We start from the raw sequence: 24021 nt of genomic DNA on the forward strand, positions 1-24021 counted from the left end.
TTTTTTAATCAAAAATGATTGAATTCATTGCAAATGTGCTAAAAGTGCAGCGATCAAGGCTCGAATTCTATTCGACCGCTTTTTGGGGAGGGTGGATAGAATTGCGTGGGTCCAACCGAAAGGTAAAATTCTTGACTGGTAATATTGAATAAGGATGACGGTGCGAGGCTGAATGCTTTCATTCCGTGAAAAAGCGACTTGCATCCGTGGCGTGTCAGCACAGTGTAAAGTTGAGGCAAGCTCTGGATGCAGCTATCCAGCCATCGTTGTTCAGTGATAAAACTGGCGCATTGACTCCTCTTAAAAATTGGCTATAAGCGTAAATGCAGACTGAAGATTTAAGACCATCTGCAAGGTTGGTCTTATTATGTCTGGAATCCGGATAAGTCCTCTTGCAGATGTCTTAGCGACGTTGGGAGGACGCGGGAATGCACGGAAGCAAAATTGCCCTAAGGGGCGTGCCGGATATTATTTCCTACATTGATGCGAATGATGGTATTCGAGGCCGCGCCGGTATTATTTGGTGGCTGGCGCTCGGTGGCCTGTTTTTGGATGCCTTCGCCAATTCGGCGCTGAGCGCGGGGCTTGGGCCAATGACCCGCGACCTGGGGTTGGATGCAGCGCAGGTTGCGCTGATGACATCCTTCGCTTCGTGGGTGTCGATTGCGTTCAATCCAATCGGTGGTTGGATCGCCGACCGCTGGGGCCGTATGCGCCCGCTGATCTTCGCAAAGCTTCTGGCGCTTATCGGAGCGGTGCTGGTGATGACGGCCCATTCCTACGAAGTCATTCTCATGGGGCGTTTCTTCGTGGGCGCTGCCTACGGTATCGATTTCGCCATTGCAATGGCCGTGCTTGCCGAATTCACACCGGCGCGCCTGCGCAGCCGCCTCAATACCTGGCAGGGCATCTGGTACACCGCCGTTTGTACAAACGTGCTTCTGGCCATGCTGTTCTACAGCTGGGACGTGGGTGACTCGATCTGGCGCTATTCTGTTGCCGCAACGGGCGTGTTCGCCTTCGCCATCATGGTTCTTCAGGCGGTATTCATGGTTGAAAGCCCGATCTGGCTTGCCCGCAAGGAGCAGCTGGAGGATGCTGCCCGTGCGATGACCCGCATTTATCACCGCGATTTTGTTGCCGCCATGCCTGAAGACCGTTTGCCGGTTCTCAATCAGGCCCGTCGCGGCATCGCCAATGTTGCGCTGATTTTCCGTGGCATTTATTTACCGCGCACCATTCTTGCCGCAACCGTCCAGATCGGACAGTCGATCCAGTATTTTGCTGTGGGCTGGTACTTGCCGCTCATCAGTGCGGCGCTGTTCGGCAAGGACTTCCTCTACGCCATGCTGGGCACGCTGGTGTTCAACGTGTTTGGCATTATCGGCGGCTTCTCTTCACCCGTTATCGGACGCGTACTTGGCTTGCGCAAGGCTTCCGCCATCGGCTTCGGTGCAGTCTTTGTCATGCTGCTGATCATGGGTCTGTTCCATGACACTATGCCGACCTGGCTCGCGGTGATCGTGCCGTCGCTGTTCATCCTGTTCCATTCCGGCGGTCCCGGTGCGAACGGCAAGAGCCTGTCGTCACTCTCGTTCCGAAGCGAACTGCGTGCAGGCGCCAACGGTGTCATCGGTGCGCTCGGCGCCATGGGCGCGGCGCTCGGCTTGCTGGTGTTTCCAATCTTCCGGGAGACCTACGGTCTCGGCACGACATTCCTGATCCTGTCGGTCGTTCCACTGATTGCCTGCATCATCTGCTCGATCATTCAGTGGGATCCCACACGCACCAAGATCAGCCCGGATGACGAGCCGAATGCGCCGCAGTTCGAAGGCGACAGGTAATAACGGAGGATAATGTGAACGGACGCAGACAGGCCATTCTGGCCATTGATGAAGGAACGTCCGGAACCAGGGCCGCGCTTGTCGCGGCCGACGGTTCGGTCTCCGCCATCAATTACACGACGCTTACCGTATCTTCGCCGCGTCATAACGTGGTGGAACAGGACGCCGATGTTCTTTTGCAAAGGACCATCGAAGTGTGTGGCAAGACGATTGCCGCAGCACGAGACGCGGGCGTGGAGATCGCCGCAATGGCAATTGCCACGCAACGCGCAACCGGTGTTCTGTGGGATACGGAAACCGGCCGGGCGCTGGTTCCAGCCATGGTCTGGCAGGATTCGCGCTATGCCGAAGAACTGAAGCCACTCGGTGCCATATGGGACGCGAAACTCGTGTCACTTGCCGGGCGTCCGGTTGGCGGACGGGCGATCTATCTGTGGGCGGCGCGCCATATGCAGGAAACGCCTGCTGTACGCGAGGCGTGGAAAGCGAAAAGACTTGCCTTTGGCACGGTCGACAGCTGGCTGCTGTGGAACCTGTCTGACGAACGCAAAGCCGTCACGACGCCGACGAATGCTACCTCTGCGGGGGCCTATATTCTCGGTGAGCATCGCTATTTCACCGATTGGGTGGAGGCGCAGGATTTTCCGCTGGAACTTTTGCCCGAACTGAAACAGGACGCGGACGATTTCGGTTATACGCGGCAGGATATTCTGGGTATCCGTGTGCCGATCAAGGCGTCTTGCGGCGACCAGCTCGGCGGTCTTGTCGGTCTTGGCTGTCACGATGCGGGACAAGCCATGTGTGTGCATGGTACGGGCAGCTTTGTCGATCTTGTGATCGGAAAGCAGACTCCGAAAAATCCTGGCCTCTATGAAGCAACCTTCACCATGACGGCCTGGCGGAGCGAGAACCTCTCGCATTTCGCAGTTGAGACCTATGCCGCCACAACAGGATCCGCGCTCAACTGGCTCTGCAGTGAAATGCGCTGGTTCGAGAATGCAAAAGAGATCAGTGAACTGGCTGCCACCGTGTCGTCGTCGGATGGCCTGTTCTTCATGCCGACCCTCACGGGAATGCGTCAGCCGAATATTGTTCCCGATGGCCGCGCATCGCTGACCGGTCTTTCGATGGCGCATAGCCGGGCGCATCTTGCCCATGCCATTCTTGAAGGCATTGCGCATTCGGTCGTTTCCTGTGCGGAGGCGAGCTCTGAAGTGGCGGGCGTTTCGGTTCGGGAAGTGGTGGCAGGCGGGGGGCTTTCGTCCAGCAATACACTGCTTCAGCTGCAGGCTGATCTCAGCGGGGTTCCTGTGCGGCGCATGGCAGATCAGGATCGCGCGAGCCTGCGGGGCACCGCGTTTCTGGCAGGCAGCGACGGGTTGCTCTGGAGCGACCTTGCGGAAGCGCGTGCCACACTGCCCGAAGGCAGTCTTTTCATCCCCAAGACCAGCGAAGCGGAAAGACAGGACCGTAGAGCGCGATGGCACTCCCTCACGGATGAGGAAGTCGCACGCGTTCGATCCGGTCATTATCATTAAACAGGAGTTGAAATGCTGAATCTGCGCTCCCGGCGTGCGGACAAGGATCGCGCCCGGATGATCCGCACCGAGCCGCTGCGGCTGATCCGGTCGGAACAGGAAGACCGTCTTGCTACCGAAACCTACGATATTCTGATTGTCGGTGGCGGCGTAACCGGTGCTTACTGCGCCTTCGATGCCAGTTTGCGCGGCTTTCGTGTTGCGCTGGTCGAGAAGGATGATTTTGCATCCGGTACGTCATCAAAATCGTCGAAGATGGTGCATGGCGGTTTGCGTTATATCGAACAAGGCAATCTTGGGTTGGTGCGCCATTCGCTGCTGGAGCGCCAGCGCCTGCGCCGCAATGCTGGCCATCTGGTACAGCGCCTGCCTTTCCTGTTTCCAATTCTGGAGCGGGATGGTGTGTTCGATGCGCGCTTCGCCAAGGCGTTTGAAGGACTGCTCTGGACATATGATCTGGCTGGCGGCTGGCGCGAAGGTATTCTGCACCAGAAGCTGACCGCTGCCGAAGTGCTGGCCCACTGCCCGACCTTCAAGGACGAGTATCTGCGCGGCGGCCTCATGTATTTCGACGCTCGCGTCGACGATGCTCGCCTGACGCTGGCATTGGCCCGTTCTGCCGGCTTTCATGGGGCGACGGTCCTCAATCACTCGAAGGTAGCCGAGATTACCCGTAGTTCGGGTCGGGTCGATGGCGCTATCGTTCATACCGTCGAAGGCAAGGAAATCCGGGTACGTGCCAAGACCGTCATCATGGCGACGGGCGTATGGCTGCGGGACTGGATGGGGCTCGGCAAGGATGGCGAAAAACCGTTGCATGTGCGCCCGGCCAAAGGCGTTCACGTGGCAATCCCATGGTTGAAAATCCGCAACGACTGCACGGTGACGGTGCCTGTACCAGGGCGCAGCCGGCGCGCGACCATCACGCGCTGGGGCAACGTTTCCTATCTTGGCACGACCGACGAGGATTATCAGGGCGATCTCGATGACGTGCATTGCACACGTCGCGAGCTTGATTTTCTGATCGAGGGCGCCTGCAGCGCGCTCAATATCGACCTGACGCCGGACGATGTCGTCGGCAGCATTGCCGGGTGCCGCCCACTGGTAGCCGCTTCGTCAGGCGGCAGTACCATGGATGTCAAACGCGATCATTCCGTGCATGTTGCACCTGACGGCCTCGTCACGATTGTGGGCGGCAAGCTGACGACTTCGCGCCATATGGCCGAACAGACAGTGGATGCTGCTGCAAAAGTTCTCGGTGATCGCCGCCGCTGCACCACGAAGAAGGCATTTCTGCTGGGTGCAGCCGGATATGACGCGCAGGCAATCGTTGCCTCCGGCGGCATGGAGGCGCATCTGGGTGAACGTTACGGCACTGAATCGCGCTTTGTCAGTGATCTGATGACCGCTCGTCCCGAACTCGCCGAACCGCTGATTGACGGACTGCCTTACACCGCCGGTGAAGTCGTCTATGCCGCGCGGCACGAACTTGCCCGGACAATTGATGATGTGCTGTCGCGCCGTATGCGTGCCCGCCTGATGGCGCGTGATGCTTCCGCCCGTGCCGCCGCAAAGGTGGGAGCTTTGCTGGGTGAGGAGCTTGATCTCCCCCAAACTGAAATCGACCGTCAGGTCGCAGCCTATGTGGCTGCGACCGAAAAAGAAAAATCCATTCTCATAGGAGCGAACTGAACATGATCAGCAAGGAAGCCATCAAGCGCGGTTATAATCGCGGAAATTATGTCGTCGGTGCTCCGACACAGCCGCACTATGCTGGCAGTATTAATGAAATCGGCACAAAAGCCGATCTGGCTCAGAACGCCGTTTCGGTGGACGCAGCTCTCGTTGAGAAGCTGCGGGGCGTTGCAGATGAAGTTCTGACCGCACGCGAAGATTTCGTCGTGAACACACGCGACTGGTGGGCGCGCACGATGGTCGCTGAAACCGGCGGAAAGCCAGCAACAGTTGACGGCGTGTTTGTTCGCGTTTCGACGGTGGAACAGGTTCAGGCAGTCATGCGGCTCGCGCATGAAGCCAAGGTCCCTGTCACGGTCTCTGCGGGACGTTCCAACGTGACCGGTGCGGCCCTGCCGCTGCGTGGCGGCATCGTGCTCGATGTCTGCAATCTCAACCGTTTCGTCAGCTTCGACGCGGACAGCCAGATCGTTGAAGTTGAAGCTGGCATGTTCGGCGATATTTTTGAGGAAATGATCCAGCGCGATTTCGGCATGACGATGGGGCATTGGCCGTCTTCGTACGGCATCAGCACCGTGGGTGGCTGGATCGCCTGCCGCGGTGCGGGTCAGCTTTCCACGCGCTACGGCAAGATCGAGGACATGGTCTACGGCATGGAAGTCGTGCTGGCCGATGGTTCGCTGGTGACGGTTGGAAACTACGCTCGCGCAGCAATAGGTCCAGATCTACAGCAAATCTTTATCGGTTCGGAAGGTACGCTCGGCATCATCGTGAAGGCGCGCTTCAAACTACATCGCCTGCCGGACTACGCCCGCGCTATCGCCTACGGGTTCAAGAGCTTTGCCATTGGTCTGGAAGCCTGCCGTCGGATCATGCAGGGCGGTGCCAATCCGGCAGCACTTCGTCTTTACGACGAGCTTGAAAGCGGTGTGCAGTTCGGCTTGCCGGAAAGCAACGTGCTGTTGATCGCCGACGAAGGCGCGCAGGAAATGGTCGATGCCGTGATGGCGATCAGCGAGAAGGTATGCGCCGAACTCGGTGACAAGCTTGATGGTGATGCGATCTTCGAGAAGTGGCTCGATACACGTTACCTGACCGGCAAGAGCGCCGAGGGCTTCAAACGCAGCCCGGGCTTTGTCGCCGATACGCTGGAAATGACCGGATGCTGGCGTGACCTGCCTGCGATCTACGATGAAGTCGTGGCCGCCATCAATGCCGTGCCGGGTACACTGGCTGGATCGGCGCACCAGTCGCATGCCTATGTCGACGGCGCCTGCCTTTATTTCTCGCTACGTGGTGATGTGGACGTGGAAAAGCGCGCAGAATGGTATCGTGCTGCATGGGATGCTGCCAATGCTGTTCTAATCAAGTATGGTGCAGCCTTGAGCCACCATCATGGTGTCGGACTGCTCCGTGCGCCTTACATGAAGGACGCTCTGGGATCGGCATTTCCGCTACTGGAAACAGTGAAGAAGGCGCTCGATCCAGACAATCTGCTTAACCCCGGCAAGCTCGGACTTTCGCTCGACATGCCAAGAGACGGAAAATAATGGAATGACGTTGGACAGAACGATCGGTGAGCGGCTTTTGCGGGCGCCAGCCATGGCCACGCTCTACGGCGTGGACAATCTTCAGGCATTTCTGGACAGCAATGCGGAAGTCGGCATCGTTGCCAACATTGCCCTGCGCCACGTGGCTGAAGTGCTGAATGCGTTGAAGAAAAGCAACAAGCTGATCGTTCTGAACATCGACAGTTGCGAAGGACTGTCGCAGGATAAGGGAGCTATTGAGTTCCTTGCCGAGATAGGCATTTCGGTTCTGCTGTCGACCCGCGTTCCGACAATTCAGAAGGCCGCGCAATGCGGCCTCCTGACCATGCAGAAGGTCTTTGTGACCGATCGTTCCACATGGCCCCGCAGCCTGAAGGCAATATCGCAGAGCGCACCTAATCTGGTGCAGATCATGCCGTCGCCAATGCTGGGTTACCTGTCTGCGGAGGACAAGCGCCGCCTACCACCTATCGTGGCTTCTGGTTTTATTTGCAATGAGGTCGATGTTGCTACCGCAATGAAACAGGGTGCCATCGCCGTTTCTTCAAGCAATAAGTCGCTTTGGGATTACAAGCGATAGCCCGTGCTTGAAGGGTGTTCTCAACATTCGCATCCTACACGCAGATCGGGAATTCTGGCGTGACGACCAAGGAAAATCGCACGGCATCTTGCACGTTCAATACTAGGCATGTGTCACCAGACTATAGGGCACCACTGTGAGGCTGAAGATGTCTGCGGCATGGTCAGGCGCGTCTATGCCGGCAAGCTTTCCTTCTGCGCCGGCGATCGCCATCTCTACGAGCACATGTATACCGGTAAGGTCTTCCCGACCTGCCACAGCGTGGCCGACACCGTCATGGGCTATGACCAGCTCTTCAGGCTTGTGGGCGATCGCAGCCACATCGTCCCGGGTCATGACCCCGAAGTCATGCATCGTTATCCTGCCTATACCTCGCTATCGGCCGACATTGCAGTCAAGCTCGATGTGGATGAAGTCGTCGCCTCGTGAAATGCTCAGATTGGGATGGCAGGCCGGGATTAATCAAAATTGTATTACTGGTTCTGCCATTCGACATGTATTGGCGAAAAAGCTGGAGAAAATGAAATGATCGTAGAGCTTCGCGTCTATCATTGTGCACCCACGAGGCTTCCCGCCTTGCTTGAGCGCTTCCGTTCAACAACGCTGTCTTTTTTCGACAAGTACGGCATCGAACAAATAGGATTCTGGACCACACTGGTGGGTGAGAGCAACCATGCGCTTACCTACCTTTTGAAATGGGATGACATGGCGCATCGCGAGCGCGTCTGGAATGCTTTCCAGGCCGACCTCGAGTGGATTGCTGCGCGTAACGCCACAGAGGCTGAAAAGCCAATCGTCGTTCGCGTCGAGAATAGCTTCCTCGCCCCGACCGATTTCTCGGGGCTTCGTTGAGCGGTTGAACAGCATAGCAAGAAGAGGCGGAAGCGCTGAATCTCGACTGAAAGTCAATTTGTTGGATCGGAGATCATTCAAAACACGAGGCCAGTTACTGGTGGTCGAACTTCCGCAAAGTCAGACGGACGAAGAAGAGGCTGGCCATGGGGCTGGCGTCGTGCGGCTCTTTCCAATTGAAAACGGTCGAGACACCGATTTGGAAGAGAAACTCACCATGTGTTTGACGCTGCGCTGTTCAACGCAACATATCGGCAAGTGCGAGACGCATCGAGTGGCTCGAGATTCCAAAAATTCCACCGTAGGGTAGATCAAGGTCCAGAATAACGAACACCACGCTTATTACCGAAGCTATAGCGATTGCGACGATGCAGAAGGATAGGGAGTTTCGAGGCGCCTGCAAGCCGAAACTCAGAAACATCATCGTTAGCCAGAACATCAATACGCCAGCAAATGGTTCTGAGAGCGAGCCTTGGGTATCTTCGATAACGGTCCAGCGCGCTGCAGTGACATTGGCAAAAATATCCTTGCATCGCGTGGCTAGGGCTTGATGTAGCGGATCCTGTGGTTGCAAAGCTGCCAACGCAATGCCGATCCCGTTCATTACACCAGTGAGCACAGGAGCCTCCCCGACGAGCGGAAACTGCGATGTGTCGGGATAGTTCACTTCTGTTGGACGTGGTTCCTCGGGCCAGGTGCTGGCGATGACTGCGGCTGTGTAACCGTGCAGTTGTTGTCGTTGTTCCGACAGTTCAGGGCCGAAATCCCTCATGCAGCCGTCCAATTGCGTGAGATTTGCGGCATAATGATTACGGTCATGAGAGGATGTGTTATAGGAAGTCAGCTCCGAAGCCAGTAGCAGGCTCAGGACCAATGCAACGAAGGTTACCAGAAGTGCGGTCACGATCCGCAGAAAGTCCACGGATTCACTGCTACGATGTGGAGCGGGAAGTCGAGTCCGTAAAAATGCACCTGCTGCCGCACTGACAACCAAGATTATCAGCAAAAATAGCGTCCAGACTATTTCCCGATTCATAACAGCCATCCGTTGATCATGAACAATCTAGCTGGTGTATTTTTGCTCCGGTGAATTTAGCCGCTATTTTTCGCACGGACAGCTTTGGTCGTCAAAACTATTCAGCATAAACAGTAACTTTTAAGCCCAATGATTATTAAATCTGTCGCAGGAACCAGATGATCGGCTAGCGGCTCCATTCGGGTGGTTAGAATCCCAGACTCTCCGATCGGCAATTGGAACATCGACAATAAGCTTGAACAGACGGCTCAGATCCCTTCAAGGCTAGCGGTCTACGTTCCAGCGACAGGTGCGTTTCTTGATTGGCAATCTGACGACCTGACTCGCCGGTCGCTTTTCTGACATGATCGCAGCCGTTTCGCGTGCCGATGTAGTGGACGTCTCAGGAGACGATTGCCCAGCACGAACGAAAAGCTTGACAGAATGTGTAAAAGCCTGTTGGATGCTCGAAACGCGGGGGCAACGTTGCACGTATACGCGTAGAAAAATAATCTAAGGGAACTTGGTGGCAATGAAGCCCGCAACACATCGTGTTGGCGGGATTTTTGTCGTTTGTGAGGTGGAATGGGTGAGCTGACCTGCAAGATCGGCATATTGATTTCAACAACTGGCGCTTATGCAGCAGTTGGACGTGCGATCTTGAACGGAACCTTGCTGGCATGTGCGCAGATAAATGCCGACAATGATCTGAGAGTTACTCTGGAGCCGGTGCATTACAACCCCGGTGGTGATCTGGAAGAATACTCGGTCGCGACCAAAAAGATGATCGACGCCGGTTATCGTCATGTCGTGGGGTGCTATACGTCATCCAGCCGCAAGGAAGTTATTCCACTTTTTGAAAAGTATGATGCGCAGCTATGGCATCCATCCCACTATGAAGGCTTTGAAAGCTCTCCAAACGTAATCTATACGGGTGCCTCGCCGAACCATCATATGTCACCATTGATGGACTACCTCCTAACCCGATATGGTCGCAAAGCCTTTTGTGTTGGCTCCAACTATATTTGGGGTTGGGAAAGCATCCGTGTCCTGCGTGAATATATCCATGTGCGCAAGGGGCGTGTTCTGGCTGAGCGTTATCTCGGTGTTGGCGAGACGGACTTTCGGAAGATCATCGAAACCATCTTTGAAGAGCGGCCGGATTTCATATTCAATGCTTTGATCGGCGACTCTTCATACGCCTTTTTCGAGCAGTTTCGACAGGCATGTGAGGCACGCGGTATCAATCAGACTGAACGCTTCCCAATAGCGAGTTGCAATCTTTCTGAACCCGATCTTACCGAAATAATGCCCGAGTGCAGAAATGGACATATCAGCTCGTCCGTCTATTTCTCGACCCTTACCAATCCTGAAAACTGTTGTTTTGTGACTGAATATAATCAGGCTTTTCCTGACGGGCCGCCTCCTGCCGCAGAAGGTGAAGCCGCCTATATCGCCACCATCATGCTCGGAAAGGCTATTGCTGCGGCTAATTCCATCGATCCCATACTGGTTAGAAACGCTGTTGCCGGAATGCAGTTACAGGCACCGCAGGGACTGGTCACAATAGACCCCGAAACATATCATGCCTATCTGACGCCGCGGATTGGACTATCGACCCGGGATGCGGAATTTGAAGTGCTGATCGAGGCGCCAGGGCCTGTGCGACCCGACCCCTATCTCGTATCCGCAGATAGCCTTGCTATAACCTCAATTGGTCAGGCTAATTTGAGGGTTGTACAATGAGCAGCCGCTTCATACAGAATTTCAAAAACCGCCGTGGGATCATTGTTTCGCGTGATTTCAGAGCAATTGGCGCTTTAGATTCGACCCTCCCAAAACTGGGTCTGAGTGCGTCCTATGTACCGCTCAAAGCGGACAGTGCAGAACTGTTGGAATCTGATCTCAATGCCGGTCGTGACGTGTTGTTTGTGGATGGCGATCTCGATAACCCACTTTCGCTTCCTGTCAGTCCGGTCAGCGGGTTGGCATGTGTTCCGATTATCGGCCTGGTTGGTGTCGAAGCTCCAAGTCGCTTGAAAGGGCTTGTGCAGTCAGGTGCGACGGCCTTTCTGCGCAAACCCGTTTATGGATCAATCGTCTATTCCGCAATTGTTCTTGGCATCAACTCTTACCAGCAGCGACAGCAGATGGAGACCACAATTGCTCTCCATGAAATGCGCCGCCAGCAGCGCCGTAGTCTGATCAAGGCAATTGTCGAGATTATGCGTCGTCACAATGTCTGTGATGACGAGGCCTACAACCTTCTTCGCAAGGAAAGCATGAAATCGCGAATGAATGTTGAAACATACGCAGAATACTTCATCAGCGAACTGGTGAAGGTGGACGACCGCGAAACAGAAACCACTCAAAGGTCAACGATCGCGAACTAACCTCCGAGGAGAATAAAAAATGTCTATTGTCAAGAAAACCGCAGCTTTTGCGGTAACGGGAACACTTGCGCTTTTTTCTGGTGCAGCACTTGCTCAGGAGCCGATTAAGATTGGTGTTCTGGAAGATCAATCTGGCGAATTTGTCGTGCCTGTTATCGGCAAGGTCCATGCAATTCAGCTCGCGACCGAAGAAATCAATGCCAAAGGTGGTATTGCAGGGCGCCCGATTGAGCTGGTCATCTATGACACCCAGTCGGACAATACGCGCTTTCAGGAATTTACACGACGCGCGCTGCAACGCGATAAGGTTGATGTGATTTTCGCTGGCTTTTCATCGGCTTCCCGCGAGGCCTACCGGCCGATCGTGCGCCAGTTTGACGGCTTCGCCTTTTATAACAATCAGTATGAAGGCGGTGTCTGTGATGCCAATATGGTGATTACGGGTGCTGTGCCGGAACAGCAGTTCTCGACCCTCATTCCATGGATGATGGAAACCTATGGCAAGAAGGTTTACACCATCGCCGCAGATTACAATTTCGGCCAGATTTCCGCTGAATGGGTACGCAATATCGTCAAGGAGAATGGTGGCGAGATGGTGGGTGAGGAATTCATCCCGCTCGGTGTGTCGCAATTCTCGCAGACCATTCAGAATATCCAGACGGCTAAGCCCGATGTGGTTGTGACTTTGCTGGTTGGAACCGCGCAGGCCTCCTATTATGAACAGGCTGCATCTGCCAATCTGAAATTGCCTATGGCTTCATCGGTTAATGTCGGACAGGGTTATGAGCACAAGCGTTTTACGCCGCCTAGCCTTGCCAATATGCATGTGACGACAAACTATATCGAGGAAGTTGATACGCCTGCGAGCAAGGACTTCATCGAACGCTTTCACGCCAAGTTTCCGAATGAACCTTATATCAATCAGGAAGCGGCCAACTCCTATATTGCAGTCAACCTCTATAAGCAGATGGTTGAGCGTGCCGGTGGTTCAACCAAGCGGGATGATTTGCGCAAGATAATCGCCGAAGGTGATGTTTGCTTTGATGGCCCGTCTGGAAAAACCTGCCTTGATCCCAAGAGCCAGCATATGTCGCACACCATCTATCTGGCCAAAGTGGGCGATGACCACAGCGTTTCTTTCCCAAAAGTCTGGAACGATGTGAAGCCTTACTGGCTGGGTGAGGCAGGTTGCGACCTGACGAAAAGCAATGCGGGCGAACAGTACACACCATCTAATCCACCTTCGAAGCAGTAAGGGTCTGATCCGGCACGCACCTGGTGCGTGCCGGTAGACCAGATGTCTCCCGATTAAGGATTATTATGATGGAGCTATTGGGTTCTCTTTTCGCTGCCTTTTATCAGTTTGGCGATGCTTTCGCGTTTCTCGTTCTCTCGGCGTGCGGACTGGCAATTATTTTCGGCATGATGGGGGTCATCAATCTCGCGCATGGAGAGTTCATCATGTGCGGTGCCTATGTGACCGTAATGACCACAAAGGCCGGGTTGCCATTGCCATTGGCGATAATCACGGGTGCTTTAGTGGCCAGTCTCATCGGTATGCTGCTTGAGCGGCTTGTAATTCGCCATCTCTACGGACGCCCGCTTGATACGATCGTGGCGACATGGGGCATCAGTCTGATTGCGACACAGGGAACGCTCATTCTTCTGGGGTCAACGATGCAGGGTATTGGTACGCCATTGGGCTCATTCACTCTGGGTGCTCTGTCCTTCTCAATTTACCGCATGGTCCTGATGCTGGCTGCTCTGGCGATCCTCGCAGGTCTCTACCTTGTCTTTAACAAGACCCGCTTCGGCATCCTTGCCCGCGCGACTATTCAGGTCCCCGACATGGCCAAAACGCTTGGTGTGAACACGAACTATATTTATGCGCTCACGTTCGGTCTGGGCGCTGGTCTGGCAGGGCTCGCCGGCGGGCTTTATGCCCCCACCATGACCCTGGTGCCGACAATGGGCTCAAGCTTCATCGTGGAGTCATTCGTAACCGTTGTTGTCGGTGGCGCTGATGTCTTTCTGGGTACGGCACCGGCCGCGGCCATTCTCGCGGTCGTCAAGGCAAGTCTTACGTCCATGTATGGCCAGTTGTTCGGACAGATTGGGCTGCTCGTAGCTGTAATCATCGTTATTCGTGTGCTGCCAAATGGCCTTTCAGGGCTTTTCATCAAAGGAAAAGGTTAATGGCACTCAAGCTATTCGGGCATCTTGAAGGCCCGCAAACCAAGGGGAAAGGCCCCGTTTTCTGGAGTGGCTTCTTAGCCGTTGTCCTGCTCGCGATCATTTATCCAATGTTTTCTGACGGATACACAATTGGAAACAACGTCTATTTCCTGATCTGGACATTCATGGCCATGGGGCTCAGTCTCATCTGGGGCTATGGTGGTGCCTTGTCGTTTGGCCAAACAGCATTCTTCGGCGTTGCGGGTTACGCTTATGGCGTTCTGACGATCAATATCGGTGATGCTTTCGGATTTACCCTCGTGGCGCTGGTGCTGGCAATTCTTCTTGCTGGTCTGTTTGCTGCGGTCATTGGCTATTTTCTGTTCTATGGGCGGATAACGGGTGTGTTTCTGGGCATCGTCACCCTTTCGGTAACGCTGGTTCTGGAACGCTTCATGGCGCAGACCGCAGGCCCGGAATGGGCGATCGGAAAAGCCCGCCTTAACGGTTTCAACGGCATGAGCGGTATGCCGCCAATTACTATTCCGTGGTTTGGTGGCGATATTGCTCTATATCCCGATATTGGACTCTATTATGTCGTTCTTGGCCTCGTCTTGATCGTCTATCTGGGGTTGCGGATTCTGTTGAACTCGCCATTTGGCAATGTTCTCGTTGCCATTCGCGAAAACCCACAAAGAGCTGAAATGCTGGGCTATGATGTTCGCCTCTATCAGTGGGGGGGCTTTATCATAGGTTCAATGCTGGCTGGTCTTTCGGGCGTTCTTTATACGGCGTGGGGTCAATATATTACGCCATCAAGCATGAGCATTACGGCCGCCGCACTTCCGATTGTCTGGGTTGCAGTTGGTGGGCGCAGCGACATCACAGCGACGCTGATTGGAACAATTCTGGTGCTCGCAGGATTTCAGGCACTTACAATTTATGGCGCTCAATACGCACTGATTGTCATGGGTGCTCTGCTTGTGTTCACAGTGCTCCTTGCGCCGCAAGGTATTGTGCTGGGGCTGGCTAATCTGGTCGGGCGTGTTCTGTTCTTCAAACAGAAGAGGTCAGCGTCATGAATATTCTTGAAACACGCAACCTGCATAAGCGCTTTGGTGGTCTGCATGTAACCAATGATGTCAACCTTCAACTCAGGAAGGGGGAGATTCATTGTTTGATTGGCCCCAATGGAGCGGGGAAAAGTACCCTTTTCCGACTCATTCTCGGCGAATATCTGCCGAGCGAAGGAGATGTTCTTTATAAAGGCGAGACAATTACGCGACTGAAATCGTTTGATCGGATCGACCGCGGTATCAGTGTGAAGTTCCAGGTGCCGGGGATATTCAAGGAGCTGAGTGTTTACCAGAACCTCGAAATAGCCGTTCAACGAAAGCATCGCGGTTCAGAACTCAAACGCGAAATCGAACGTCTTTTAAGTTTCCTGAAGCTTGAGGATTCCACCACAAAACTTGCCGGTAATCTCAGCCATGGCCAGAAGCAGTGGTTGGAGATCGGTATGGCGATCAGTCTTGAACCGGAACTGCTGCTGCTCGATGAGCCCACGGCAGGCATGACCCCGGACGAAACATTTGCCACCGGTGAAATGGTTCAACAATTGAATGCGCAGGGAGTGACCGTGCTGGCCGTTGAGCATGACATGGCATTCGTTCGGCAAATCGCACAACAGGTTACAGTTCTGCATTTTGGTAAAATCTTTGCGCAAGGCTCGATCGAGGAAATCGTCAAGGATGACCGGGTCGCCGCAATTTATCTGGGGCAGGCCGATGCATAAGGAAATTCTACTTCAAACACGCGGTTTGTGGGCTGGATATGGTGGCAAGCCCGTGCTGCAGGGCGTCGATATCGATGTGTACAAGGGCGAAATCGTAGCCGTCATCGGTCGGAACGGCGTTGGTAAGTCGACACTTATGAAATCGCTTATCGGGCTTTTGCCAGCTGACAGGGGATCCATAAGTTTCAATGAGCAGGAGCTTACGCATTTGCCTCCGCATAAGCGGGCACGCCATGGTATCGGCTATGTTCCGCAGGGTCGGGATGTATTCCCCCGGATGACGGTTGAAGAAAATCTGGCTGTTGGTGAATCCATTACACCGGGTGCCAGTAAAGAGCTTTACGACGATATCTATGCCCGGTTTCCAATTCTCGCAGAAAGACGGCATCAACGTGCCGGCACAATGTCGGGCGGACAGCAGCAACAATTGGCAATTGGTCGTGTTTTGATAGGACGCCCATCTCTTATTCTTCTCGACGAGCCGTCGGAAGGAATTCAGCCAAACATCGTGATGGACATCGCCAAGCTATCAGTCGAACTCAACCAGAAAACTGGAGTGTCTATCATTCTCGTTGAGCAGAATATCGATATGATCCGCGCCATGGCCCAGCGCTGCTACGTCATGGACAAGGGACGTATCGTTGCAACTCTCACAGCCGAGATGTTGGAAGATCGCGACACGGTGCGCAGATATCTGGCGGTGTGACGATGCCAGTCTCGCATTTCTCTGTTTGACTACCCCAATATTCGTTTGTTCCGGGCAGGGAGCAGCTCGGAAACTCGCACCATTCCAAAATTATTAAAGGAGACTTCTATGTCCTGGTTTGATGAATCGATCATGGTCCGCAAAGGCGTTGCAAAAGGTATCGCTGGAAAAAGCCATCACATCAGTGAGGAAGTGCAGGGCAAATATCAGTATGTCTATGGTTCCTATGTTGAGCCTGTTCTGCATGTAGAGCCAGGCGCGGTCATTTCTGCCGAGACGCACGACGCATTTGAAGGAAAAATCCGGAAGGAAACTGACAAGCCTTCAGAGATTTTGAATTTTCCATTTCTGAACCCACAGAATGGACCAATCTATGTCGAGGGTGCCGAGAAAGGCGACACTCTGGCGGTATATATTAAAGAAATCCGTCCGCGCGGTGAGCAACCGTCGGGCACCACTGTCATCATGCCCGAATTTGGCGGTCTCGTGCCGACAGCAGATACTGCGATGCTGAATCCAACATTGCCGGAAGTGGTCAAGAAGTTGCACATCGATGCTGAAAAAGGCGTCAAGTGGAACGATCGTATCACACTGCCATATGAACCTTTCATCGGTACAATTGGCACTGCACCGGAAATCGAAGCTATCAGTGCTCTCGTCCCGGATTATTATGGTGGCAATATGGATTTGCCTGATGTTGCACCGGGCGCAGTCATTTACCTCCCCGTGCAAACCAAGGGTGCCTATCTGTTTCTTGGTGATTGCCATGCCGCACAAGGTGATGGCGAACTTTGCGGTGTGGCCGTTGAACATCCAACAGTGACGACCATTCAGGTTGATTTGATCAAGAACTGGACTATTCGTACGCCGCGTCTGGAGAATGAAAAATTCTATATGACGGTTGGTTCTTCCCGCCCGATGGAAGACGCGGCTCGGCAGGCTTACAGGGAGTTAATCCGCTGGATGGCGGCCGATTTCGGTTTCGATGAAATAGATGCCTATATGCTTTTAACACAGGCAGGACGTGTCCGGCTTGGTAATATGGTAGATCCAAAATACACACTTGGAGCTTCCATTTTGAAGTCGATATCCGGTATTGCAAAATAGCATCACGCTACGGTGTGGCGCGCAGTATAAGGCGCCACCACAATTCTCCGAATACAAGCAATATTTTGGTGGTCTCATAGGGAGTCTTCTAAACAGTATGACGCCAAAATTAGAGCCGCGTGTCTTTCTGGAGTCCTTGTTCGATGCAGCGGTTGCTGCTGCTGATCCTGAACTGGTGATCCGCGCCAATCTGCCTGCCAAGCCCAAGGGCCGGACGATTGTGATCGGTGCGGGTAAGGGCTCGGCGCAGATGGCGGCGGCTTTCGAGCGGGCATGGGCCGAGCGGCATGAGGGTGAGGACGCACCAATCGAAGGTATTGTCGTCACGCGCTATGGCTATGGTGCGCCTTGCAAAACCATCGAGATCATAGAGGCATCGCACCCGGTGCCTGATGATGCCGGGCTTGCAGCCTCAAAACGACTGTTCGATGCGGTGTCCAACCTGACGCAAGACGACCTCGTGGTGGCGCTTGTCTCTGGTGGAGGGTCTGCCTTGTTGCCATCGCCGCCCGAAGGCCTGACACTGGACGACGAGATTGCGGTCAACAAAGCGCTGCTGGCATCCGGTGCGCCGATTTCGGCTATGAATGCCGTGCGAAAACATCTTTCGACCATTAAGGGCGGGAGGCTGGCAGCGCACGCACATCCGGCCAAAGTCTTCTCGCTGGTGGTTTCGGATATTCCCGGTGACAATCCTGCCTTTGTCGCATCCGGCCCCACTGTGCCTGATGCAACATCTCGCGATGAAGCGCTCAAAATCATCGACCGCTATAAGCTTGAACTGCCGGATGCAGTGCTTGCGCATATCAAAAGCGAGAAGGCTCATGCGCCGAAGCCTGACGACACGATCTTTGCCGATAATGAAGTGCGGGTGATTGCGTCAGCAGCCGTCTCACTGGAGGCCGCAGTCAAGGAAGCCGAGCGCCATGGCGTCGAGGCGGTGATCTTGTCTGATTCAATGGAGGGTGAGGCGCGCGAAGTCGCGCATGTTCATGCAGCAATCGCGCGTGAAGTGGCGGATCGTGATCGCCCGTTCAAAAAACCGATTGTGCTGCTTTCCGGTGGTGAAACCACCGTGACCATCCGTGCCAAAGGCGGTAAGGGTGGCCGCAACAGCGAGTTTCTGCTGTCCTTTGCGCTTGATATTGATGGCTATGCGAATATTCATGCGCTGGCAGCAGATACCGATGGCATTGACGGTTCGGAAGATAATGCCGGAGCTTTTGCCGACGGCACAACGGTTTCACGGCTGCAAAAGGCTGGCGAAGATGGTGCGACCCGGCTTAATGCCAATGATGCATGGACGGCATTTGACGCAATCGATGATCTGTTCATGCCCGGTCCTACCGGAACAAATGTCAACGATTTCAGGGCAGTTCTGATTATGAAATAACACGCCCGATCGCTGGGAAAGCCGTTTCTGGCCGGCAAACTTTCCAATCCCAGCATCACGATTCCTGACTCCCAATCGAAATCAGAGGCCTTACAACCAATGTGCCCTGGTTACATTATAGAGTAAGCGGGACAGATTCGATGGCAGTTGTCGTTTTCCGTTTAAGACTGCAATCGCAGTCGTTAACGGAAAAAATCCACTCGATAACCTGCGTGTCTGCCTGGCACTATCGAAGCTGCAGTCCAACCAGTGCGATGCTCGCCCAGCCAGCCGTTAGCGTCAAGATAATCAGGCTTCAGCTTACACCAATACTTTCTGCATCGGCCTTAGCTGTTTGTGAAATTTTACCGGAAATTTCAGCCTCAAATCGAAGCTACCATATGGCCAACAGGGCAAATCTGGTTGTGCAATCTTAAACGGAAGACGATAGAGTTGCTGCCAAATAGCGATTTTTTCTTGCGCTAACCATCAGGGTCCATCCGCAGTCATTCTTCTCGAGATAATTTCGCAGTGAATGTCCCACTAAAGGTCGAATTGCTGTGTTCAGTTTTTTGGACGTTAGTACACGGCGGAAACCTTTATGAGCAATCGGCGTAACGGATCGGAGTTCGCAAATTGAAAATTTTTCTTCGACTAGTTTCTTGAGTTCATGACGGTCAACCCACCGTCTGACCTGTCCTTTTCCTGGTGGGGGGAGGTTGCAATAGTTTTCCAGTACGTGGCGGTTCTGGGTCGCCAGAAATAGCAAACCGTCTTCTTTCAGAAGCTCGGATATTCTGCATAAGAATAGTTGCTGATTTTCTACATGGGCGAGGACTTCCAAGGTTACGACGAGGTCGAAAGAATTTTTTTCAAATGGGAGATTGAAAAAGTCTCCTGCTGTAAACTGTACATGGGGCCATTTCTTTTGGGATCTTTGAAGAACGTTGACCGAAAGGTCTGTGCCGTGAACTTTGCCAAAAGGCGATAGTTCGTTGCAGAACCAACCCGACCCGCAGCCCACTTCCAATATATTCAGGTCTTTTCGCTTGAGTTCACGAAGCCAACCCAACACGACTTCTGCTTGGCGGTTCGATATTTCCGGACGCTCACGCTCGCGGGTGCGAGCGTTCCAATCGTCCCAAAATTGTTGTTGCTGTTCTATATTTGCCATTCTGCAATTTTGCTGGATGCATGAAAAAACACCAATCTGGCAAAAGGACTAGTTACCTACTGCTTTTGTTGCCTCAAGGAGATACCAGCACATACCGACTGATGAACTAAGCAAGAGCAGCGGGATCATTTTCGTCCTAAGTACGAGTGCCGTGATGAGGTTCGCAATAGTCAATGCAAGCGCTGGCATATTCAGCCTCTGCCAAACTGGTATCCAGATATTGATCAAACCCAACTGATGTCTGCCGACTTCCTGAAACAGGACATGCATAGCGAAACAGATAGCAAGGTTCATTATCACACCGACGACGGATGCCGATCAGGGCAAAGCCCGCTGGATGATTATTGAAGAAAATTTTGGTGCAGACCGGCTGATCGAGTTCCTTGAAGTACTCATCAAAGATGCGGATCGCAAGATCTTTCTCATCCTCGACAATCTACGGGCGCATCACTCGAAGTTGCTGAAAGCATGACTTGAGACGCACAAGGACCAGATCGAAATCTTCTATCTGCCGAGCTATTCGCCGGAATTGAACCCCGATGAGCGCCTCAATGCGGATCTCAAACACGCCATCGGCTCGACTGTCTCCGTAAGGACCAAAGCCAAACTCAAGGCTGCAACGGAAAGCCACATGATCAAGCTCGCCGCCAATCCCGACAGGGTCAAAGCCTTCTTCAACGATCCCCGCTGCAAATATGCGGCGTAGAAATATCGAGGTGCCGGATCAATAATCCTCGACTTGTCGCGCGGTAGCGTGCCGTCGACCGAGCGGTCGGGGAGGCTCTCTGACAACAATGGGCTTCAAAGCTTCCGGCGCACGTTCCATATACCCCGTGCCTCGGCTCGTAAATACGTCGCGATCCTAAGCCGGCAGTAGGCCAGCCGCGCGGTAACTATCGATCAACGCATCAAACACCGCGATATCCGAACGGCTTCTGGCCATAAGCTGCGCACCGGCGACGGCCGCGAATATGGCGCGAGACCGCGCTTCGCTTTCCTCCGAACTCATTGCTGTCGCGGCGGATAGAACCCTGCTCAGCCAAGCCACGTTGACATCGGTAAAGGCCAGGACCTCTTTTTTCACCGTTTCCGGCAGGTCGTCATATTCGGCAGCCATGAAACTGCAAAGGCAGATGCGATTCTCATTCTCCAAAGCCTTACGAAAAGTATTTGGGTATTCGCGCAGCCAACAGATCGGGTCCGTGGATCCGGCCAATAGTGCCTCCAGAACGGCTGCTGAGTCCTCCCAATAGCGCTTCGCCACCGCAGTGCCGAGGTCCGCCTTGCTTGGGAAGTGGTAGTGGATGCTTGCGGCTTTGATGCCCACTTCGTCCGCGAGCTCGCGGAAATTTAAGCCGTTGTAGCCATGCGCCTGTGCTGTCCGTCTGGCGGCCGCAAGGATGGCCTCCCGAGAGCTTGAACTCATTTCTCTACCTCACCGTTTTTACAAACCTACCAAGTGACAGATAGGTCTTGACCGAGGAAATTTAAAGTTCTAATTTTGTCTACCATGTGGCAGGTAGAAAAGGGAAAGCATGATGAAGATTTACGATTGGCATACTGGCCCTTATCCGGCCCGCGTCCGTATCGCCTTGGCCGAGAAAAACCTGCAATCGCAAGTTTGGTTCGAGTCGGTCGATCTCTGGAAAGGCGAACATAAGAAGCCCGAATTTCTCGCCAAGAACTACTCAGGCACGCTGCCGGTCCTGGAACTGGAAGACGGAACGTTCATTGCCGAATGCACAGCCATTACCGAATACCTCGACGCGCTTGATGGCGCTCCGACGCTCACCGGCAGGACGCCGCGCGAGAAGGGCGTGATCCACATGATGAGCAAGCGCGCCGAGTTGGAGCTGCTCGACGCCATCAGTGTCTATTTTCACCACGCCACACCAGGGCTCGGGCCCGACGTCGAGGTCTATCAGAACGCCGAGTGGGGGTTTCGTCAGCGCGATAAAGCCATAAGAGGCATGCACTACTTCGATGGCGTTCTGAAAAAGCAGCCGTTCGTCGCCGGTGAAGCCTTCTCAATGGCCGACATCACGGTCATCGGCGGCTTGATCTTTGCGAAGCTCGTGGAACTGCCTGTTCCTGCAGAGTACGAGGCTCTTCAGGCTTGGCACGAAAGGATGCAGGAGCGTCCCAGCGTGCAAAACTGGGTGACGATGTCAGAGACGGCCGAGGCGTCCACCTGAACTCATTTTTTCAGGCCAGGCGATCACCGCACTCAGGACAGTTCCGTCCCATCATTGCTAAGGAGTCACAATGGGTATCGCAATCCGCTTAACGCAGACCGGTGGCGCGGATGTTTTCAAGGTGTCGAGTCCGTCGCCGAGGCGCAACCCGGTCAGGGGGAGGTATGGATCGAACAGGAGGCCATCGGCGTCAACTACCTCGACGTGACCCAACGCAACGGTTCCGTTCCCATCGCACTGCCAAGCGGTCTGGGTCTAGAAGCGGCCGGCCGTGTGGCCGCTATTGGACCGGACGTCGTCAATGTCGCGGTCGGAGATCGCGTCGTCTATATTCTCGAACCGATCGGCGGCTACGCCAGCGGACGACTTTATCCGGTTGAGCGTCTCGTCCGCCTGCCCGATCTCCTAAGCGTCGACGATGCTGCGGCGATCCTATTCAAGGGCGTTACCGCCCATTATTTGTTGCACAGCACCTATGCCGACGGTCGCCTCGATATCAGATGGAAGGGACATTCATTGTCCCATAGTGTGTTCGACAAAGACCAACGCATGACGCAGGCAACCATTGTAGATAACAAACGGCTTGGTGAGGTTCTCACCTATATCAAGGAAAGGCAGGACCAGAAGCCCGTGCCGCCGGTAAAGACCAACAGCGAGAAACATGGCTATAAACCGACCGGTCGGAAGCCTGGAAAACGCACGGATTACATAAACGATCCTGATGTCATTGCGCGGCGTGAAAAGGCACTATTGCAGCAGCAAGCTGCGCAGTGATGCGCCGGTCACATGGTTTCAACGTTAAAATCGAAGAGGCGTCACACCCGCCCTGATCTGATCTTGCACGTTGATCAGCCGCTCAGATCAGGGCTGATCAGCACCTGCCGATAAACACGCAAGTGACAATTCTACTTTGCGCTGCAGCGGACGTTTCTACTTGGCTTCCACATGTTTAAAATCAAATGGTTAGCGGGACGTAGCTCATCGTCCGTCCTCATTGTTGTGAGATAAGCGGATCTATTTTAGTTAGCCGATGCCCAGTTTCTGACTGGAAATCTGAAGCCGCAACCACCAGGAACTGTCGGGGTTGAAGCATCACTGTTCTTGACTCCTAATCTGAATAATAGCACCAGAAGCCTAAAGCTGATCAGGCAGTGCCACCAGATTTGCCCCGGTTACCTATGCTGCTTGAAATTTCGGTCAGACCAGACATAAACGCCCTGTTGAACCAGGAATGTGGTGGCGTGTGCCCGTCGGTTTGAATTCTCATGTTGGCGCGTGGAATGATCTCCGAAAAGATTACCACGCCGCGCGGTGCGCGAATTGACGGCGTCAGTTTATGAACAGATAATCGCACCGTCACGGCAAGACCGGCCAGGGGAGGGGAATTATCGGCGACGCGTGGGGCAGTAGGCTCCTTGGCTGGAACTCGAGCGGCCTTTGCCGGAACCGGGAAACCCTACCGTCATCGTTGGCTTGTCATTCGATCGGGAGACCGCCCAATGCAATGCCACCCGGTACGCCCATCGCCTGGCCAGGGTCGACGCGGTGTCAATTTCCGCGCAGCAAAGCTAATGTGACAACGTGCATTGCCAAGGGAGGAACGCCAATGCCCAGATTCCTGGCTGTTTATACGATCAATCCGGAAGACCTCGCAGCCTTTCGACGCCTGTCAAAAGCAGAACAGGACGCGGTCGATGCCAAGGGAATAGCCCAATGGATGGCATGGGAAGAGCGCAATGGTGCAATCATCCTTGATCGCGGCGGCATGGTGGGGAAAACAACGCGTGTAACGAAGCAGGGCATAGCGGAAGCCAAAAATCCGTTTTGCGGCTATCTGGTGGTGGAAGCTAAAACTGCGGACGCTGCGGCCAAGCTGTTTCAAGATCATCCGCATATCACGGTGTTTCCAGGCGATGGCATCGATATCATGCCCTTTGTGACGTGATTTACTGCGTCCATCCTCGGCTGCTTAGCCACATTGCCTGCTGCTGAACTTGGGCCGAACAAGCGGGGCGTTCGGTCACGGTATC

21 protein-coding genes and 3 pseudogenes are annotated in these 24021 nt (G+C 54.0%); 20 read left to right on the forward strand and 4 right to left on the reverse strand.

Annotated features, from left to right (window positions below; all coding sequences use genetic code 11):
• Positions 1-428: 428 nt before the first annotated feature.
• From ACSME1_RS21770 to ACSME1_RS21790, 5 genes are read left to right on the forward strand one after another with little or no spacing between them, the layout of a single operon-like run.
• On the forward strand, positions 429-1844 hold the full coding sequence (locus ACSME1_RS21770) for an MFS transporter (protein WP_207489272.1): 1416 nt from the start codon (positions 429-431) through the stop codon (positions 1842-1844).
• 14 nt (positions 1845-1858) lie between these two features.
• Positions 1859-3382, forward strand: a complete 1524-nt coding sequence (locus ACSME1_RS21775) for an FGGY family carbohydrate kinase (RefSeq protein ID WP_435655494.1) — start codon at positions 1859-1861, stop codon at positions 3380-3382.
• 12 nt (positions 3383-3394) lie between these two features.
• On the forward strand, positions 3395-5074 hold the full coding sequence (locus ACSME1_RS21780) for an FAD-dependent oxidoreductase (RefSeq protein ID WP_435655495.1): 1680 nt from the start codon (positions 3395-3397) through the stop codon (positions 5072-5074).
• 2 nt (positions 5075-5076) lie between these two features.
• Positions 5077-6627, forward strand: coding sequence for an FAD-binding oxidoreductase (locus tag ACSME1_RS21785; protein ID WP_207489275.1), 1551 nt, complete (start codon positions 5077-5079; stop codon positions 6625-6627).
• Between the two features lie 4 nt (positions 6628-6631).
• The gene (locus tag ACSME1_RS21790) at positions 6632-7207 is read left to right on the forward strand and encodes a glycerol-3-phosphate responsive antiterminator (protein ID WP_435655496.1); all 576 of its coding nucleotides are present in this window, start codon (positions 6632-6634) and stop codon (positions 7205-7207) included.
• Positions 7208-7309: 102 nt separating this feature from the next.
• Here the strand turns inward: ACSME1_RS21790 and ACSME1_RS21795 are convergent, their stop codons facing one another.
• On the reverse strand, positions 7310-7561 hold the full coding sequence (locus ACSME1_RS21795; protein WP_435655497.1) for a hypothetical protein: 252 nt from the start codon (positions 7559-7561) through the stop codon (positions 7310-7312).
• Positions 7562-7732: 171 nt separating this feature from the next.
• On the opposite strand from ACSME1_RS21795, the gene ACSME1_RS21800 reads away from it, so the two are divergent.
• Positions 7733-8059 (forward strand): NIPSNAP family protein, encoded by a 327-nt coding sequence (locus ACSME1_RS21800; protein ID WP_435655498.1) that lies wholly within the window; start codon positions 7733-7735, stop codon positions 8057-8059.
• Between the two features lie 238 nt (positions 8060-8297).
• Here the strand turns inward: ACSME1_RS21800 and ACSME1_RS21805 are convergent, their stop codons facing one another.
• A complete protein-coding gene (locus ACSME1_RS21805; protein ID WP_435655499.1) occupies positions 8298-8981 on the reverse strand; it encodes a hypothetical protein in 684 nt (227 codons plus the stop codon).
• Positions 8982-9659: 678 nt separating this feature from the next.
• On the opposite strand from ACSME1_RS21805, the gene ACSME1_RS21810 reads away from it, so the two are divergent.
• The 9 genes from ACSME1_RS21810 (at position 9660) to ACSME1_RS21850 (ending at position 18643) form a co-directional block, all read left to right on the forward strand.
• A complete protein-coding gene (locus ACSME1_RS21810) occupies positions 9660-10820 on the forward strand; it encodes a transporter substrate-binding domain-containing protein (protein ID WP_435655500.1) in 1161 nt (386 codons plus the stop codon).
• Positions 10817-11467 carry an ANTAR domain-containing response regulator gene (locus ACSME1_RS21815; protein WP_435655501.1) on the forward strand — a complete coding sequence of 217 codons (651 nt, stop codon included), beginning with the start codon at positions 10817-10819 and terminating at the stop codon, positions 11465-11467. The genes ACSME1_RS21810 and ACSME1_RS21815 overlap by 4 nt, the downstream gene beginning before the upstream one ends.
• A 19-nt stretch (positions 11468-11486) precedes the next feature.
• On the forward strand, positions 11487-12722 hold the full coding sequence (locus ACSME1_RS21820; protein WP_435655502.1) for an urea ABC transporter substrate-binding protein: 1236 nt from the start codon (positions 11487-11489) through the stop codon (positions 12720-12722).
• 68 nt (positions 12723-12790) lie between these two features.
• On the forward strand, positions 12791-13663 hold the full coding sequence (locus ACSME1_RS21825; protein ID WP_435655794.1) for an ABC transporter permease subunit: 873 nt from the start codon (positions 12791-12793) through the stop codon (positions 13661-13663).
• Positions 13663-14724, forward strand: a complete 1062-nt coding sequence (locus tag ACSME1_RS21830; RefSeq protein WP_105707769.1) for an ABC transporter permease subunit — start codon at positions 13663-13665, stop codon at positions 14722-14724. Before ACSME1_RS21825 ends, ACSME1_RS21830 begins: the two co-directional genes overlap by 1 nt.
• Positions 14721-15437 carry an ABC transporter ATP-binding protein gene (locus ACSME1_RS21835; protein WP_105707771.1) on the forward strand — a complete coding sequence of 239 codons (717 nt, stop codon included), beginning with the start codon at positions 14721-14723 and terminating at the stop codon, positions 15435-15437. Before ACSME1_RS21830 ends, ACSME1_RS21835 begins: the two co-directional genes overlap by 4 nt.
• Complete coding sequence (urtE, locus tag ACSME1_RS21840) at positions 15430-16143, forward strand: urea ABC transporter ATP-binding subunit UrtE (protein ID WP_105707773.1); 714 nt, start codon at positions 15430-15432, stop codon at positions 16141-16143. The genes ACSME1_RS21835 and urtE overlap by 8 nt, the downstream gene beginning before the upstream one ends.
• Before the next feature lie 108 nt (positions 16144-16251).
• Positions 16252-17250, forward strand: coding sequence for an acetamidase/formamidase family protein (locus ACSME1_RS21845; protein WP_105707774.1), 999 nt, complete (start codon positions 16252-16254; stop codon positions 17248-17250).
• A gap of 97 nt (positions 17251-17347) precedes the next feature.
• On the forward strand, positions 17348-18643 hold the full coding sequence (locus tag ACSME1_RS21850; RefSeq protein ID WP_435655503.1) for a glycerate kinase type-2 family protein: 1296 nt from the start codon (positions 17348-17350) through the stop codon (positions 18641-18643).
• Positions 18644-19055: 412 nt separating this feature from the next.
• Here the strand turns inward: ACSME1_RS21850 and ACSME1_RS21855 are convergent, their stop codons facing one another.
• Positions 19056-19796 (reverse strand): class I SAM-dependent methyltransferase, encoded by a 741-nt coding sequence (locus tag ACSME1_RS21855; RefSeq protein ID WP_105707778.1) that lies wholly within the window; start codon positions 19794-19796, stop codon positions 19056-19058.
• Positions 19797-20103: 307 nt separating this feature from the next.
• Between ACSME1_RS21855 and ACSME1_RS21860 the strand changes: the two are divergent.
• A pseudogene (locus ACSME1_RS21860) lies at positions 20104-20502 on the forward strand (transposase); the annotation flags it as partial.
• 156 nt (positions 20503-20658) lie between these two features.
• Here ACSME1_RS21860 and ACSME1_RS21865 read toward each other — a convergent pair.
• Positions 20659-21222 carry a TetR/AcrR family transcriptional regulator gene (locus tag ACSME1_RS21865; protein ID WP_105707784.1) on the reverse strand — a complete coding sequence of 188 codons (564 nt, stop codon included), beginning with the start codon at positions 21220-21222 and terminating at the stop codon, positions 20659-20661.
• Between the two features lie 112 nt (positions 21223-21334).
• Between ACSME1_RS21865 and ACSME1_RS21870 the strand changes: the two genes are divergently transcribed.
• The 4 genes and pseudogenes from ACSME1_RS21870 (at position 21335) to ACSME1_RS21885 (ending at position 23936) form a co-directional block, all read left to right on the forward strand.
• A complete protein-coding gene (locus ACSME1_RS21870) occupies positions 21335-21991 on the forward strand; it encodes a glutathione S-transferase (RefSeq protein ID WP_105707786.1) in 657 nt (218 codons plus the stop codon).
• A gap of 54 nt (positions 21992-22045) precedes the next feature.
• Positions 22046-22306 (forward strand): annotated as a pseudogene (locus tag ACSME1_RS21875) (alcohol dehydrogenase catalytic domain-containing protein); the annotation flags it as partial.
• Positions 22307-22462: 156 nt separating this feature from the next.
• Positions 22463-22765, forward strand: a pseudogene (locus ACSME1_RS21880) (ISNCY family transposase); the annotation flags it as partial.
• Between the two features lie 832 nt (positions 22766-23597).
• Positions 23598-23936 (forward strand): hypothetical protein, encoded by a 339-nt coding sequence (locus ACSME1_RS21885; RefSeq protein WP_105707787.1) that lies wholly within the window; start codon positions 23598-23600, stop codon positions 23934-23936.
• Positions 23937-24021 lie beyond the last annotated feature (85 nt).

It is taken from the genome of Brucella pituitosa (assembly GCF_965577835.1).
Classification (GTDB): Bacteria; Pseudomonadota; Alphaproteobacteria; order Rhizobiales; family Rhizobiaceae; genus Brucella; species Brucella pituitosa.

Excerpts from the sequence above, each read along its gene's own strand:
- ACSME1_RS21770 (WP_207489272.1), top strand. The coding sequence starts at position 429 with ATGCACGGAAGCAAAATTGCCCTAAGGGGCGTGCCGGATATTATTTCC.
- ACSME1_RS21780 (WP_435655495.1), top strand. The coding sequence starts at position 3,395 with ATGCTGAATCTGCGCTCCCGGCGTGCGGACAAGGATCGCGCCCGGATG.
- ACSME1_RS21785 (WP_207489275.1), top strand. The coding sequence starts at position 5,077 with ATGATCAGCAAGGAAGCCATCAAGCGCGGTTATAATCGCGGAAATTAT.
- ACSME1_RS21790 (WP_435655496.1), top strand. The coding sequence starts at position 6,632 with ATGACGTTGGACAGAACGATCGGTGAGCGGCTTTTGCGGGCGCCAGCC.
- ACSME1_RS21795 (WP_435655497.1), bottom strand. The coding sequence starts at position 7,561 with ATGCATGACTTCGGGGTCATGACCCGGGACGATGTGGCTGCGATCGCC.
- ACSME1_RS21800 (WP_435655498.1), top strand. The coding sequence starts at position 7,733 with ATGATCGTAGAGCTTCGCGTCTATCATTGTGCACCCACGAGGCTTCCC.
- ACSME1_RS21810 (WP_435655500.1), top strand. The coding sequence starts at position 9,660 with ATGGGTGAGCTGACCTGCAAGATCGGCATATTGATTTCAACAACTGGC.
- ACSME1_RS21815 (WP_435655501.1), top strand. The coding sequence starts at position 10,817 with ATGAGCAGCCGCTTCATACAGAATTTCAAAAACCGCCGTGGGATCATT.
- ACSME1_RS21820 (WP_435655502.1), top strand. The coding sequence starts at position 11,487 with ATGTCTATTGTCAAGAAAACCGCAGCTTTTGCGGTAACGGGAACACTT.
- ACSME1_RS21825 (WP_435655794.1), top strand. The coding sequence starts at position 12,791 with ATGGAGCTATTGGGTTCTCTTTTCGCTGCCTTTTATCAGTTTGGCGAT.
- ACSME1_RS21830 (WP_105707769.1), top strand. The coding sequence starts at position 13,663 with ATGGCACTCAAGCTATTCGGGCATCTTGAAGGCCCGCAAACCAAGGGG.
- ACSME1_RS21835 (WP_105707771.1), top strand. The coding sequence starts at position 14,721 with ATGAATATTCTTGAAACACGCAACCTGCATAAGCGCTTTGGTGGTCTG.
- urtE (WP_105707773.1), top strand. The coding sequence starts at position 15,430 with ATGCATAAGGAAATTCTACTTCAAACACGCGGTTTGTGGGCTGGATAT.
- ACSME1_RS21845 (WP_105707774.1), top strand. The coding sequence starts at position 16,252 with ATGTCCTGGTTTGATGAATCGATCATGGTCCGCAAAGGCGTTGCAAAA.
- ACSME1_RS21850 (WP_435655503.1), top strand. The coding sequence starts at position 17,348 with ATGACGCCAAAATTAGAGCCGCGTGTCTTTCTGGAGTCCTTGTTCGAT.
- ACSME1_RS21855 (WP_105707778.1), bottom strand. The coding sequence starts at position 19,796 with ATGGCAAATATAGAACAGCAACAACAATTTTGGGACGATTGGAACGCT.
- ACSME1_RS21865 (WP_105707784.1), bottom strand. The coding sequence starts at position 21,222 with ATGAGTTCAAGCTCTCGGGAGGCCATCCTTGCGGCCGCCAGACGGACA.
- ACSME1_RS21870 (WP_105707786.1), top strand. The coding sequence starts at position 21,335 with ATGAAGATTTACGATTGGCATACTGGCCCTTATCCGGCCCGCGTCCGT.
- ACSME1_RS21885 (WP_105707787.1), top strand. The coding sequence starts at position 23,598 with ATGCCCAGATTCCTGGCTGTTTATACGATCAATCCGGAAGACCTCGCA.